The sequence below is a fragment of the Pantoea sp. UBA7232 genome (assembly GCF_002473195.1).
GTDB lineage: Bacteria > Pseudomonadota > Gammaproteobacteria > Enterobacterales > Enterobacteriaceae > Pantoea > Pantoea eucrina.
In genome coordinates, this window is the sequence record NZ_DKTK01000018.1 from 356318 (window position 1) to 369103 (window position 12786).

The 12786-nt window shown below is 45.2% G+C and carries 15 protein-coding genes and 1 pseudogene; 10 read left to right on the top strand and 6 right to left on the bottom strand.

The annotated features are described in order from the left end of the window. Positions 1–468: 468 nt before the first annotated feature. From B4056_RS16220 to B4056_RS16230, 3 genes are all read left to right on the top strand, one after another. Entirely contained in the window at positions 469–645 is a 177-nt protein-coding gene (locus B4056_RS16220) for a hypothetical protein (RefSeq protein WP_158086436.1), read from the top strand. Positions 646–729: 84 nt separating this feature from the next. Next, the gene (locus B4056_RS16225; protein WP_190289136.1) at positions 730–903 is read left to right on the top strand and encodes a hypothetical protein; all 174 of its coding nucleotides are present in this window, start codon (positions 730–732) and stop codon (positions 901–903) included. A 210-nt stretch (positions 904–1113) separates the two neighbouring features. Further along, complete coding sequence (locus B4056_RS16230; RefSeq protein ID WP_094111339.1) at positions 1114–1506, top strand: YgiW/YdeI family stress tolerance OB fold protein; 393 nt, start codon at positions 1114–1116, stop codon at positions 1504–1506. A gap of 48 nt (positions 1507–1554) precedes the next feature. Here the strand turns inward: B4056_RS16230 and B4056_RS16235 are convergent, their stop codons facing one another. After that, positions 1555–1866, bottom strand: a complete 312-nt coding sequence (locus tag B4056_RS16235) for a hypothetical protein (RefSeq protein ID WP_039385086.1) — start codon at positions 1864–1866, stop codon at positions 1555–1557. A gap of 394 nt (positions 1867–2260) precedes the next feature. On the opposite strand from B4056_RS16235, the gene B4056_RS16240 reads away from it, so the two are divergent. After that, entirely contained in the window at positions 2261–2518 is a 258-nt protein-coding gene (locus B4056_RS16240) for a biofilm development regulator YmgB/AriR family protein (RefSeq protein ID WP_065649031.1), read from the top strand. 30 nt (positions 2519–2548) lie between these two features. On the opposite strand, the gene umuC is transcribed toward B4056_RS16240, so the two are convergent. Together umuC and umuD are read right to left on the bottom strand one after the other, a co-directional pair. Further along, positions 2549–3811 carry a translesion error-prone DNA polymerase V subunit UmuC gene (gene umuC, locus B4056_RS16245; RefSeq protein ID WP_288655324.1) on the bottom strand — a complete coding sequence of 421 codons (1263 nt, stop codon included), beginning with the start codon at positions 3809–3811 and terminating at the stop codon, positions 2549–2551. After that, complete coding sequence (gene umuD, locus B4056_RS16250; protein WP_071668089.1) at positions 3812–4234, bottom strand: translesion error-prone DNA polymerase V autoproteolytic subunit; 423 nt, start codon at positions 4232–4234, stop codon at positions 3812–3814. A 283-nt stretch (positions 4235–4517) separates the two neighbouring features. Between umuD and B4056_RS16255 the strand changes: the two genes are divergently transcribed. The 5 genes from B4056_RS16255 (at position 4518) to B4056_RS16275 (ending at position 9804) form a co-directional block, all read left to right on the top strand. Then, complete coding sequence (locus tag B4056_RS16255) at positions 4518–4844, top strand: four-helix bundle copper-binding protein (protein ID WP_288655326.1); 327 nt, start codon at positions 4518–4520, stop codon at positions 4842–4844. A 593-nt stretch (positions 4845–5437) separates the two neighbouring features. Next, positions 5438–5800, top strand: a complete 363-nt coding sequence (locus B4056_RS16260) for a GtrA family protein (RefSeq protein WP_113655065.1) — start codon at positions 5438–5440, stop codon at positions 5798–5800. Next, positions 5797–6723 (top strand): glycosyltransferase family 2 protein, encoded by a 927-nt coding sequence (locus tag B4056_RS16265; RefSeq protein ID WP_113655064.1) that lies wholly within the window; start codon positions 5797–5799, stop codon positions 6721–6723. The genes B4056_RS16260 and B4056_RS16265 overlap by 4 nt, the downstream gene beginning before the upstream one ends. Beyond that, entirely contained in the window at positions 6710–8140 is a 1431-nt protein-coding gene (locus tag B4056_RS16270; RefSeq protein ID WP_288655328.1) for a glucosyltransferase domain-containing protein, read from the top strand. Before B4056_RS16265 ends, B4056_RS16270 begins: the two co-directional genes overlap by 14 nt. Before the next feature lie 80 nt (positions 8141–8220). Continuing rightward, positions 8221–9804: a hypothetical protein gene (locus B4056_RS16275; protein ID WP_288655331.1), complete on the top strand. Its 1584-nt coding sequence runs from the start codon at positions 8221–8223 to the stop codon at positions 9802–9804. Positions 9805–10019: 215 nt separating this feature from the next. Here the strand turns inward: B4056_RS16275 and B4056_RS16280 are convergent, their stop codons facing one another. Further along, positions 10020–11162: an acyltransferase family protein gene (locus B4056_RS16280; RefSeq protein WP_288655334.1), complete on the bottom strand. Its 1143-nt coding sequence runs from the start codon at positions 11160–11162 to the stop codon at positions 10020–10022. A gap of 80 nt (positions 11163–11242) precedes the next feature. Continuing rightward, a complete protein-coding gene (locus tag B4056_RS17060; protein WP_376780623.1) occupies positions 11243–11440 on the bottom strand; it encodes a tail fiber assembly protein in 198 nt (65 codons plus the stop codon). A gap of 579 nt (positions 11441–12019) precedes the next feature. Between B4056_RS17060 and B4056_RS16285 the strand changes: the two are divergent. Then, a pseudogene (locus B4056_RS16285) lies at positions 12020–12259 on the top strand (site-specific integrase); the annotation flags it as partial. A gap of 35 nt (positions 12260–12294) precedes the next feature. Here the strand turns inward: B4056_RS16285 and fliE are convergent. Continuing rightward, positions 12295–12606 carry a flagellar hook-basal body complex protein FliE gene (gene fliE, locus B4056_RS16290; RefSeq protein ID WP_288655336.1) on the bottom strand — a complete coding sequence of 104 codons (312 nt, stop codon included), beginning with the start codon at positions 12604–12606 and terminating at the stop codon, positions 12295–12297. Positions 12607–12786 lie beyond the last annotated feature (180 nt).

A 12786-nucleotide genomic window follows, 5' to 3' on the forward strand; every position in this document is an offset into this window, starting at 1 on the left:
AGACGAAAGGCAATACATTTTTGCTGAGAGAAGCAGGATGCCAGACGCTTCTATACAGCCAGCGCAAACCTGTACAACTTTGAAAAACTGTACAACTTAGTCTGACTTTGTGTAAAGTGTGAAATCGATTTCGGCCGCTAAATTCAGGTCTGCCAGATAACGTTCGCGCTGTTCTGGTGCTGCGTTGCCGTTAATCGGGCAGCCTATGCAGAGTGGCCGTAAAAGCCGGATGACAGGTTTCTGCTGTGCCGTGCCTGATAAATGAAATTCAGATTCATAATGAACAGGAGCCCGGTTTCGATTAATGCAGATACGTATGTTGCGCAGAGGCAGAGGATATTCGGCGCCTCAAAAGGTAAGTTGTAAAATAAGCGAAGCGGTAAACAAGATTGATTATCGACTTTACCTGATACATCATTTTGCGGAAATTTAAGAAGGCGTGCCTTCATTCATTTCTGGAGAGCACTAATGGAAACGGGTTTTTACTGGGTGGGTAGCAGAACAACTGAGCCAGAAGTATGGTTCTGGGATGCGGGGCGCGGCTTTTACCGGCCGATGGAGCCGATACCTCTCTCTCTGGCGCGCTTTAAATCCGCGGGCTTTGTTCTTCTCAGCGAGAAACTGACGCCTCCTGAAGAGCGCTGACGGCACATTTTTCTGTGCAGAACGGCGCGCAATGCTTTTAAGCGCAGCGCAGCTGGACTATATTCCTCGCAGGAGGATAAGACGATGCAGGAAGGCTATTACTGGGTGGAGTCAGCCACAACGGAACCGGAAGTGTGGTATTACGCGGGAGAACATAACCAGCAGTGGTTTGGGCCAGGCAAAAAAGAGCCGCTCGATGCTGATGCCTTTGCCGGTTCAGGTTATCGGGTTATCAGTAACCGACTCTCGCTGACCTGAACGCTCTGAGCATAACCAGACGGCTGCTCAGCGCCATAAAAAAGCCAGACCGGGTGCTGGCTTTTTTATGGCCGCGCAACAGTAGCCCTGTAACGCTTCCGCTCTGCTGTATACCTTTTGTTCTGCTGCTCTATTAATTTCACTGCGCCCCTGCTCCCTGGCGAAACCTGTGCCAGGCTTAACGGGTCGATTGACTTCAAGGAGAGTGACATGAACAAAACTACATGGGCTGCTGTAATGCTGTGTCTGAGCTTTGGCGCTTACGCTGAAAAAGGGGGATTTGAAGCGGGTGAAACGCCACCGCCGCAGCATAAAGAAGATGCAGGCTATAAAGGATCGGAAGATACCGGTCAGACGCGCGTGTCGCTGATCCGCGATTTCCGTCAGGGCGGGTATGTAACGCTTGAAGGTTACATTATCAAAAAAGTGGGCGATCACAGCTATCAGTTCCGCGACAGCTCAGGCACCGTACGTATCGATGCTCCTGCTGAAACCTTCAAAGGTAAAACCTATGACGCCACGGACAAAATCCGCGTCAGCGGTAAAGTTTATGGCAAAGGCGACAGCGCGCACCTGAAAGTCGCCCGCATTGATGAACCCTGATACCAGGCTGAAAAGTAACTGCCGATCGTCGCGATCGGCAGTGTTTTATCAGGCGCTGATTTGCCGGTAATACTGTACTGCGGTGTTTTTTCTGCTCTTGACCCGGTAACGCGCGTGGTTGATAACCGTGATCCACGAAGGATGAGCCGTATTGCGGCTGCAGCTATCGAGGATCGTCAGCAGCTCACCCCACATTTCGATTTGCACCATTTTATCAACGGCCATCTCCTCTTTCATCGCCTGAATAACTGCATCGACCTGATGTTTTACGTCGCTAAGATCTTCCCCTGTCTGGTGAGCGGCAGCAAGTTTACGGATTGCCAAAGCGTACACGTTGATACTGACCTGTTGTGAGTGCATGCGCACCTCTGTTGATTATTGGTCTGAGCATTAAAAGTAGCCTGACTTGCAGATTTCGCGCTGCGTTTAGCAAAATAAAATGGGCGCATAATCGTTGCCTGCTCCTGCCTGGTGACCAGCTCGTAAAATTTTTCTTTCAGCCCGGCGCGCGTGAAGGCTGCGCGTTTTGCTTCGCCCCCGGCTAACCTGCTGCTTATAAAGGAAATGATCGTTCTAAAAAATAGCGCAACTGTTTTGATGCATATCATCTACACGTACGACCACACAAAAGAGCGGCGAGATAGTTGTACAACTACAGAAACCTTGTATAACTTTATTGCAACGCGGCGGTCATGCATGGCTGCCACTGTCAGACAATAACACAGGCGATTTCCCCTTTTTTGTGAGGCTTAATATGAAACAGCTTGCTACCCCGGAGTCTCAGCTCAGCGACTACTTTAAAACTACCGGTGAGCAGTATCTGAGTGAACGCGTCATCATCTCTGAAATCCGGCTTGAGCTGACCACGCGCAAAATCCGCGTGACTAACAAAGATATCATTCTGGCACTGATCATGCGGCTTGAGGCGGAACAGGATATTGTGAAGCAGGATATCTACCGCAACGCGCTGGAGATTGTGATCCAGCGTACGCCCGAAGATATGGGCAACTGAAAGCCAGCGCAGGATAGATGAACAGGGACGTTATTTCGCGACCGGCAGATCGGCATAGCGCGTCGTGTAAAACGGAGACAGCATTTCCCGCTTCATCGCCCAGGGTTTCGCGATCCCCTGCCCTGCAAACCACAGCTGCCCCCTGCCTTCCTGGTTTACCTTATCCATCACCTGCATCAGGGCTGCGCTATTTGCACGCGGCTGAAACTCATCAAACAGGTTGAGCTGCGCCACGCCCTGACTGAAAAAATCGCCCAGCATCACGCCCGCTTTCATATATCTCCGGCCATCCAGCCAGATACGATCCAGGGCGTCTGTCGCGACACGGATAATATCCCGGCTGTCGCTGGTCGGGATCGCCAGCCTGCCGAGCGCCTGATTGCCGTAAAATATCTCATCGCCGGCGTGCGGACTGGTACGGATAAACACCGCTATTTGCCGGCAGTACTGGCGCTCTGTTCTCAGCTTCTCTGCGGCCCGCACCGCAAAGTTGCAGATAGCCTCGCGCATATCGCGATAATCAGTGATGCGTGAGCCGAAAGAGCGCGAGCACACTATCTGTTGCTTGTCAGGCGCCAACGCTTCCAGCTCCAGGCAGGATTCACCGCGCAGCTCCCTGACCGTGCGCTCCAGCACCACGCTGAAGTGCCTGCGGATAACCCAGGGACTCTGGTCAGCCAGATCTTTAGCCGTCATCACGCCCATGGCGTTCAGCTTTTTACTGAGCCGGCCGCCTACGCCCCACACCTCCTCTACCGGCACCAGCGCCATAAGCTTGCGCTGTCGCTCTGCATCTGACAGATCCACCACCCCGCCGGTTTTGGTCCACTTTTTGGCCGCATAGTTAGCCAGTTTTGCCAGCGTTTTAGTCTGGGCAATACCCACCCCGGTCAGCAGATGCATTTCCCGGTATATCCGCTGCTGGATCTCTCTGCCATACGCTTCCAGCGGCTTATAACGTCCAAAACCGGTCAGGTCCATGAACGCTTCATCAATTGAGTAGATTTCAACAGCGGTTGCCATCTCCTCAAGCGTGGTCATGACCCGGTCACTCATATCGGCATAGAGCGCATAGTTCGAGCTGAACACCCGCACATTGTGCCGCGTCAGTTCATCTTTCATTTTAAAATAGGGCGCGCCCATTTTGATGCCCAGCTTTCTGGCCTCAGCCGACCGGGCGATCACGCAACCATCGTTGTTACTCAGCACCACAACCGGCTCGCCTTTCAAATCTGGCCGGAATATCTTTTCACACGACGCATAGAACGCGTTAACGTCCACCAGCGCAAACATTTACGGGCCTATCGTCTTGATGGCGTGTCTGACCACACCAAAAATCTCAAACTGATCGGCGTCCTCAATCACAATGATCGCGTGCGCCGCATTCATGGGCCTGAGATGCAGGAACGGGCGCAGCATAAGCTGCTTAACCGTAAATTCACCACAGACCGAAGCGACTACCACATCACCGTGTCCGGCTTTGATTGAGCTGTCTACTACCAGCATATCGCCGTCGTTGATGCCCCCTTCAATCATTGAGTCACCGCTGACCTTAATGAAATATGTCGCGCTGGGATGCTGCACCAGCAGACGGTTCAGGTCGATTCGCTGCTCAACGTAATCCTGAGCCGGTGAAGGAAAACCGCACGGAACGCGGCTGACGTAAAGCGGTAATTCAAGGATGGCGCGGATGTCCGCCGGGTGTAAAAGCTCCATATCCATGGTCTCAAAATGATTACTGTATATAAATACAGTAATAGCAGATCCCGTAAACGATCAAGCAAATACGCCTGATGTTTTTGTAAAGCCTGAGCGGATAAGACAAATTGAGTGAATTACAGGCGTTAATCGATGAATGTTCACGCAGCTGGCTATCTGGCGCGCAGGCAGAATCATAAAATAAGCGCAGTGCTGAAAAAATTATTAACGTATTCACAATTTGCATAATCGAATATTTTTTCCAGGCTTAACAGGTAACCCTGATGACTAAGGAGAAGATATGCCGGATCAATACAAACAGTGCATCGAAGCCTGCTACCTGTGTGCAGCCGCCTGTGATAACTGTGCCGCTTCATGCCTTGAAGAGGAACACCTGGAGATGATGCGCGAGTGCATCCGCATGGATATGGAGTGCGCGAATATCTGTCGTCTCGCGGCACAATTTATGACGCTGAAGAGCGAATTTGCCCCCGCGCTCTGCCAGCTTTGTGCAGAGATCTGCCAGAAATGCGGCGATGAGTGCGGCCAGCATCAGCACGATCACTGCCAGGCATGCGCGAAAACCTGCCATCACTGTGCAGAACTGTGCCGTCAGATGGCTGCGTAATGGCAAAGCCTGAAAACCCGCTTACCGGCGGGTTTTAATCTACAGTGCATTGTGCTTTCCTGAAGAAACAGCGGTAACGTTAAGCTTTTTATTGTGTAATCAGAAAGAAAGTGTCTCTCAGCTTTAAAATCCATGTCCAGCACAGGCTATTGGCTTTAAGATGTGCAGACATTATTTTTTTAATTGTTCGCTATCCTGCTTTCCACAAAAGTCACATCACGCTGTTCTATATATCGAAAGAATAGACACTGTTTATCTTATATACGTATCATATCCCGCTGATTGTTTTCTCCAGTGCAACGGCCAGATTTAATGGCGCACTCTCCTTCGCTTTTCTGTTGTCAGGCTGCGGTGATTCATGCTGCCCGGCCTGAGTAGCTGTTTCACCGTTCTGGATGCGAAATGTCAGTTAACGCGCTTCAACGCTTCTGTGCAGCAGGCAGTAGCCACGGGGCAGGCCTGATGGTTCGCGCTTAGTGGCGCTGTTGTGATTACCCTGTTACCAAAGCTTTTTTTATGCGATTGTTCCTAAAGGGTTGCAGTCTGTTTCACGATGTATAAGATCGTGCAACTCTTAACTTAAGCTAAACGTTATGCTCAAACTATTTTCGCGCTATCTCAGTATCGGCGTACTGAACACCGCTATCCACTGGGCAGTCTTTTATCTGATCCTCTGCACCTCTGATGCTACTCAGTCGCTTGCTAACTTTGGCGCCTTTTGCGTGGCAGTAACGTTCTCATTTTTTGCGAATGCCCGCTGGACGTTCAACTCTGAGACAACAACCCTCCGCTACATGATTTATGTCGCCTTTATGGGCTCTCTGGCCTCTGCTGTCGGCTGGGCGGCGGATAAGTCGGGATTGTCGCCACTGATTACCCTGGTAGTTTTCTCCGCGATAAGCCTGTTCTGTGGCTTCATCTATTCACGATACATCGTTTTCAGGGAAGCAAAATGAAGATATCCCTTGTAGTCCCCGTTTTTAATGAAGAAGACGCGATACCCATTTTCTATCAGGAAGTACGCCGGGAACTCACCGCGCATGAGATAGAAATCGTGTTTATCAATGACGGGAGCAAAGACGGAACTGAGGCAATTATCAATGCCCTGGCAGTGTCAGATCCTCTGGTTAAAGCGCTGTCATTTACGCGTAATTTTGGCAAGGAACCAGCACTGTTCGCTGGCCTTGAGCATGCAACTGGTGATGCAGTTATCCCAATTGATGTTGATCTGCAGGATCCGATCAATGTCATACCACAGCTGATTGAGCGCTGGCAGGCAGGAGCTGATGTGGTACTGGCGAAGCGTGCAGATCGCAGTACAGACGGGCATATGAAGCGGAAAACAGCGGAGTGGTTCTATCGCCTGCATAACAAAATCAGCTCGCCAACGATTGAAGAGAATGTTGGTGACTTCCGCCTCATGTCGCGTGAAACGGTCGAGCACATCAAACTCCTTCCGGAGCGCAACCTGTTTATGAAAGGTATCCTGTCCTGGGTAGGCGGCCGTGTAGATGTGGTTGAATACACCCGGGCTGAGCGCGTGGCCGGCACATCAAAGTTTAATGGCTGGAAGCTGTGGAATCTGGCTCTGGAGGGCATTACAAGCTTTTCAACCTTCCCGCTGCGTATGTGGACTTATATCGGATTGTTTGTTGCAGCAGTATCATTTCTGTATGGCGCATGGATGATATTTGACACAGTAGTTTTTGGTAACCCGGTAAGGGGATATCCATCTATCCTGGTATCCATTCTGTTCCTTGGCGGCGTGCAGCTTATTGGGATAGGGGTGTTGGGTGAATACATTGGAAGAATTTACGTGGAAACAAAGCAAAGGCCACGATTTGTACTTAAGCAAGGGAATGGGAATGTTCAAAATTAATAGGTTTGATAACGGTAGTTGGGTCATTGTGACTGTTACGGCATTGTTTGTTTTACCAATAATGCTCTCTGGAATCCTTTACCAGGATGACATTCTACGATCTGCTAATGGTGAGCCGTATTGGGGTGCGCTAGGTCGTCCACTTTCAGATTTTGTAATAATGGCGCTGGGATTTGGAAGTCATTATGTTATTGATGTTTTCCCTTTATCACTTATCATTGCTGGTGCATTACTTGGCGCTTCTTCATTAACTTTATATTCACGGTTTGCTTTAAAAAGAGGTATATACTCGGGGATCGTATTTTCTCTATTCTCCCTTAGCCCTTTTTTCCTGCAAAATTTATCTTACCATTTTGACTGTTTTCCTATGATGCTGGGTGTTTTTCTTGCAACATTGCCCTACTCTATTCTTGTAACGTCTCTGCGCGCTTGGCTACGTATAGCAACTAGCGCTGCTTGTCTGGTGATGGCTTTAAGTCTCTATCAGGCGACCATAAATGTTTTCTTATCTCTCTGTTCCATCGAAATAATCTATTTGCTTTCTTCATCTCACAACGGCATTAAGGTGTTAAAGCTATCCATTGAAAGGGCTTTATCCGCAGCCATATCAATGTTGATTTACATGAAGGGTGTAACCCCTTTTTATCTTTCGAAGAATGTTCATTCGGATTTAATAACCAAAGCTGAAAGTCCTACTAAAAGCCTAATGTATAACCTTGACAGATTTTGGACCATTGCGGATAGTCTAATAAATCATTCTTTGTTTATGGCTTGGATTTTGGCTTTAATTGTAGCCATTATTGGATTAATCGTCCTCGTCATAAAAATCTTCAAAACCGAAGAGGCGCTATCTTCTAAAGTTACTGGGATTTTGGTTATTGCTATCAGTGTTCTGATTACTGTTTTTTCTGTAACTGGGCCATTTATACTAGTCGATAAAACAGTCGTTGCACCTCGTGTAATGATGGGAATTCCTGGACTGATGCTGCTTGTTGGCTATCTTGCGACAATGACAAGTTTCAAAAAAATAACGGCTGTTACTTGCATTATTCCAGTAGTCTTCTCTTTATCATATGCTTCGGCTTACGGAAACGCTAGCAAGGCGCAAAGGACACTTGAAGATAAAATCTTTTATGATATAGCTTCTTCAATTCCAGAATCATGGGATGGAGAAAAGATATATGTTAATGGTCAACTATCTACAAGCGCTGCCACAGAGATGGAGTTTAAACGATTCCCCTCCCTTAAATGGATGGTAATGCCTCTGTATAGTTGGTCGGGAATGATAATGCTTAGCCATTATGGCATTAAAGCTGAGATGGGAAGCCGTCAAAATGACAAAGGGTTAATTATTTTAAAAGAAAGCAAATTCTTTACTATATCTTCAGGTGAAACTAACGCAATAAATTTAAAATGACACCTGAGATATTTATTAAACCGAACAAGTTTACTTAAAAAGACAGGCATAAATACATAATTTCAGAGGGCGTTTCAAAAATGGGAAGTAGAAGTCATGCTTTTTTGTTAGCTGTGATAGCAATAGCTATTATTTTATACCCTTGCTTTATAGAGGGAACCTTTTATAGCTTTGATGCTATGGCTCACTATCAAAGAATGAAAGATATCAACAATCAACTTTCCCATTTCAACGTACTGCCTTTGTTCGATTACTATAGTAACAATTGGTATGGGTACTCATGGAACCTTTTCTACCCACCCTTAAGTGCTTACTTAATGGGAGTAGTGAAGTTGATAACATTATATTCGATAAGTGATGCAAACCAATTCAAGGCTACTGTTGGCATAATAACTATTATCGCGTTTATCTCTATGTATTTCTCATCACTTAAGCTGCTTGAGTCGAAATACTATGCTTCAATAGCATCAATACTATTTATATGCTCTGGCTATTTTCTAAATGATGCGTATATACGCATTGATATTGGCGAGTTGATGGCAATGGCATTCGCTCCAATGGTTATAGTTGGGGCGCGAGCTATCCTAATAGACGGACCAGGCAAGGTGTTATTCCCTGTCGGCGTTCTTTTCATTCTTCTCTCAAATATACCGTCTTTTATTGTTTGCTTAATATATGCAGTGCTTTACTTCCTCATAAATATTAAAAAATCATTAACGAAGAGAGTCCTGATAATTTTAGTTAAAAGCATCACTTTCGTAGTTTCATCTTCGCTTTTCTTCACAATTCCATTAATCTACCATTTTATTAAAGGCGATGTTTTTGCTTTTCATGCATTGGCTGTATCCTATAATACCATAGGGAAATTTAGCGTTAGTTTGAATGAGATGTTATTTGCGGAATTATTGACCTCAGGAATGACCACAAAAGGGCTAGTTATTTCATCAGGAGTAGTTTTAAATATACTTTTTCTTTGCTATATTGCAAAACGGGTTATACTGGATTCTTTAGAGACCACTTCAATATTCATTATTGCGACGCTATTTTTGATTGCATCTACTCAGCTATTTCCATGGTATATGATAAGTGAAAAGACTCCTGTACTGAGGTTTATACAGTTTCCCTGGCGACTTATGTTAATGGCCGTCCCAGCCATAGCACTACTATCTGTTTCATATTTAAAAAGCATTAACCTTCCATTAATAAACTATTTCGCTTTGATATTTTCATTGATATTTTCATTTTCGCCTATGCAAGCGGCCATTCAAAAAAGAGCAAGCGAAATTCAGCATCACGAGTTTCACGATTATATGAATGCATCTTTCGAAGATGCTAAACACGATAATATAAAAGAGATTCAATCCATTAAAAAAATGGATTATATGAAATCAATAAAACCGTCTTGGTCATCATTGAATTTTGATATTAATCACCCTGAAAATGGAAAAATAAAACTCCCAGTGATGTATTATCCTGGATATAATGCTAAATATAATGGCAGGGATGTTTCTGTTGGCACCTCTGATAATGGAATAGTTACTATTGATGGTCCTGCGCAGGGTACTATAGAGTTAAGCTATAGCAAAATGCTCACGCTAGCGCCGTTTATTTTATCTCTAGCAAGCCTTTTTTCTTTTTCTTTTATTTATTTTCGTAGGCGTTGATTAAAGCCCCGCCAGGGGCTTTAATCATATAATTAGATTCACCTGCGATGTGTAACTCACTAAACAGAACGTTAGCCTCAACAGAGCTAATATAATTTTTCAGCCCACCATTTCATGTCTCAATACTCATATTAAAGGTCCCTCAATCAACCTTAATCCCTCACCCTGTAGCCCGTGCGGTACAGGGTGCCCCGTAGCCGGTGCTTTTTTATAAATCATGCTGTGCTGGCAGATTTCATCTTGCGTAATCTATTGCGCTTTATCCTGTCAGATAGCTTATGTCCAATTTTTAATGTTGGTTTTTCAATATAGTTATACGTTGCATATGAAATGCATAACGTTGCTATCACTAATGAGAACAATATAACAAAGCCATCGCCGTCACCAAAGAGACCAAGCGGACCAATATAAGCAAAAGCCACTTTTTTAACTACAATGTGATTGATATAAATTGAGCATGACATCTCGCCAAGATAAACGAGGAATCGCGGATAAAAAATGTTTAACTCTTTAGAAATAATAAGTATAGATAGCACTATGAAAGCTGAACACCATCCCCAATATAAAGGTCCGACGAGGCCAGTAGCTCTGGACAGCATGAATATTAAAGAGATTGTGAAGGCTAATATCGATAGAAATGTTAAATGAATGCTGCCATTGAATTTTTCAACATAGAAAAGATAGATATATGCCACAAGCATGCCTAGCATAAAATCTATAATTAAAGGGTTGGATACGAAAAGGAAATTATAATACACTCCATGAAAGCTGTTTGTCCCGGATATCGCTTCAAAGGTGAAAACACCATTCATATGCTTCTGCAAAGAAAACATAATTGTGAGAATCAATACAGAACATATCATAGCTCTATATTTATGGCTTATAAGTATTGCTAGTGAAAAAACCACATAGAAATATGATTCATAGGTCAGGGTCCATGCGGAATATATGGTACTCAATCCAAACCATGGAGCTTTGCCATTGTAGTCTATAGGTATAAGAAGATAGCTTTTTATTATATTGACAACAGTAAAAGACTCTTCACGGTAAGAAAGAAGGTAAACTGTCAGAACTACAAAATATAAAGGGTAGAGACGAAAGAATCTCTTTATGGCGAACTCTGAAAAAGTGTTATTTTCTTTATTACGTGATGCGTAAACGATTATGAAGCCGCTGATCACGAAAAAGATATCAACACCAGCCTCGCCGAAAAGAAAAAGCCTGTCCCCAAGATCCTTTAATGGATATACATCATTAATGTAATGCCTGAAATGAAAAAGAACCACAAGCATTGCGGCTACACCCCTGAGCACCTGTATGCTATCCAATCTACCTTTTGCCAATTTATCCTCACGCATAAGCCATTCTATATATTTGCATCACTGATTATGCAACCTGCGGCCCACAAGCGCAATTTATTCAGTAATATGATATATGGTTAGAATGGCGCTTCTGGCCACTGGACATCAGGAGCATCGTTAGTATTAATCCGGTTGAGGAGCACCCTGTACTTTTCAGTCCTGCCAGTTCTTTCACCTCTGAATCGATAGCTATATCCAAATCTACCACACCCTCTGTAAAGGAAGAATTCTTTAACTTTTTTGCATCCGTGGGCCATGAACCGGCTGATTTGCATACATCAACCATACTACCATCAAAAAACATATTGGAACTTGGAGATTAGAAAAGGCCATAATTTTAAAATCCTATAGCTAAATATCGGATTGCTTCTGCAACGGCAACTGCATTATTCGGGTAAGACGCACAACCTGCTAAAAACCCAGAACTATTAAGCGAACCCAATTCTTAACAGTTGACGCCTGTATATGGAGCAGATCCTGACGGGGTGATTTGTTCAATTAGCGTAACTAAGAAACAGCCATTTTGGAATTGAATAGGAAAAGAGACTATTGCGCTGGCAACCCTGACGGCAAAGCCTGTGGCATATACCACTGATGCGCATCTTTGCTTTGAGAAAGAACTGAGGATAGGCGATATTTGGGCTGGACCGTTTAATGAAGCTGTTGAGGTGCCGCTGTATCGCAAACCAGAGATGTAGCCATGCTCATCGGCTTCGTCATTGTAATAGTCTCTGTCTTTCCCGCTCCAGTGTCTGAGCGCATCTATCCAACCATTGAAGCCTGCGAGCAGATAAAGGTCCGGCTGCATGGGCGCCGGCCACTGGTGCAATTAGAGTGCATCAAGATGTACCGGTAAGCGTGCAGGCCTTCGCCACCGTAAGCCATATCAGTCCAGACACACATACGCCTGCTGGTCACTTTATGCAGGGGCAAATCCCAACTTTATCGCTAGTCAGATGGGACACGCTAACGCACAGATGGTTTATCAGGTGTACGGTTCCTGAATAAAAGAAAATGATGAGGCCCAAAGGAGTCTTCTGAACGAAAAACTGAATGGTTTTGTCCCATCACTGTCCCACATTAAAGCCATCTGACCAATAACTATATTTTCATCATATAGTTAACCTGACTAAACCTGCATATTCATAATATCGCTGTACGCACTCACCAGCTTGTTGCGTACCTGGATGCCCATCTGCATAGAGATAGAGGACTTCTGCAGATCAACCATAACGTCGTTGAGCTGCACGCCAGGTTTACCGAGCTCAAAATCCTGCGCCTGCGCGCGGGCGGTGGTCTGGGTTTCACTGATCTTATCGAGTGCCGCTTTCATGGTGGCACCAAAATCGAGCTGGCTGGAGGAGTGAGTATCCTTGCCAGCCGCCTGCAGTGAGGTCATCTGTAGCTGCTGCAGTGCGCCATCTATAGCCTGAATTGACATTTTTATACCTCGCAGAGAAAAGGAAGATTTTTTTTCGACTGCAAAGTTAGCACAGTGTCAATAGGACAAAGGCGCTAAATAGCCCCTAAAACCCCGGCTTATTCAGCCATCGAAGTGATGCGATTCATCAATAATGCCTGCCATAAGATTGGAATTTCATTTTTACCCTAAAGTTTTTGC

What these genes read in the sequence shown, in the direction of transcription:
- B4056_RS16220 (WP_158086436.1), top strand. Translation starts at nt 469, where the DNA reads ATGGAAACGGGTTTTTACTGGGTGGGTAGCAGAACAACTGAGCCAGAA.
- B4056_RS16225 (WP_190289136.1), top strand. Translation starts at nt 730, where the DNA reads ATGCAGGAAGGCTATTACTGGGTGGAGTCAGCCACAACGGAACCGGAA.
- B4056_RS16230 (WP_094111339.1), top strand. Translation starts at nt 1,114, where the DNA reads ATGAACAAAACTACATGGGCTGCTGTAATGCTGTGTCTGAGCTTTGGC.
- B4056_RS16235 (WP_039385086.1), bottom strand. Translation starts at nt 1,866, where the DNA reads ATGCACTCACAACAGGTCAGTATCAACGTGTACGCTTTGGCAATCCGT.
- B4056_RS16240 (WP_065649031.1), top strand. Translation starts at nt 2,261, where the DNA reads ATGAAACAGCTTGCTACCCCGGAGTCTCAGCTCAGCGACTACTTTAAA.
- umuC (WP_288655324.1), bottom strand. Translation starts at nt 3,811, where the DNA reads ATGTTTGCGCTGGTGGACGTTAACGCGTTCTATGCGTCGTGTGAAAAG.
- umuD (WP_071668089.1), bottom strand. Translation starts at nt 4,234, where the DNA reads ATGGAGCTTTTACACCCGGCGGACATCCGCGCCATCCTTGAATTACCG.
- B4056_RS16255 (WP_288655326.1), top strand. Translation starts at nt 4,518, where the DNA reads ATGCCGGATCAATACAAACAGTGCATCGAAGCCTGCTACCTGTGTGCA.
- B4056_RS16260 (WP_113655065.1), top strand. Translation starts at nt 5,438, where the DNA reads ATGCTCAAACTATTTTCGCGCTATCTCAGTATCGGCGTACTGAACACC.
- B4056_RS16265 (WP_113655064.1), top strand. Translation starts at nt 5,797, where the DNA reads ATGAAGATATCCCTTGTAGTCCCCGTTTTTAATGAAGAAGACGCGATA.
- B4056_RS16270 (WP_288655328.1), top strand. Translation starts at nt 6,710, where the DNA reads ATGTTCAAAATTAATAGGTTTGATAACGGTAGTTGGGTCATTGTGACT.
- B4056_RS16275 (WP_288655331.1), top strand. Translation starts at nt 8,221, where the DNA reads ATGGGAAGTAGAAGTCATGCTTTTTTGTTAGCTGTGATAGCAATAGCT.
- B4056_RS16280 (WP_288655334.1), bottom strand. Translation starts at nt 11,162, where the DNA reads ATGCGTGAGGATAAATTGGCAAAAGGTAGATTGGATAGCATACAGGTG.
- B4056_RS17060 (WP_376780623.1), bottom strand. Translation starts at nt 11,440, where the DNA reads ATGCAAATCAGCCGGTTCATGGCCCACGGATGCAAAAAAGTTAAAGAA.
- fliE (WP_288655336.1), bottom strand. Translation starts at nt 12,606, where the DNA reads ATGTCAATTCAGGCTATAGATGGCGCACTGCAGCAGCTACAGATGACC.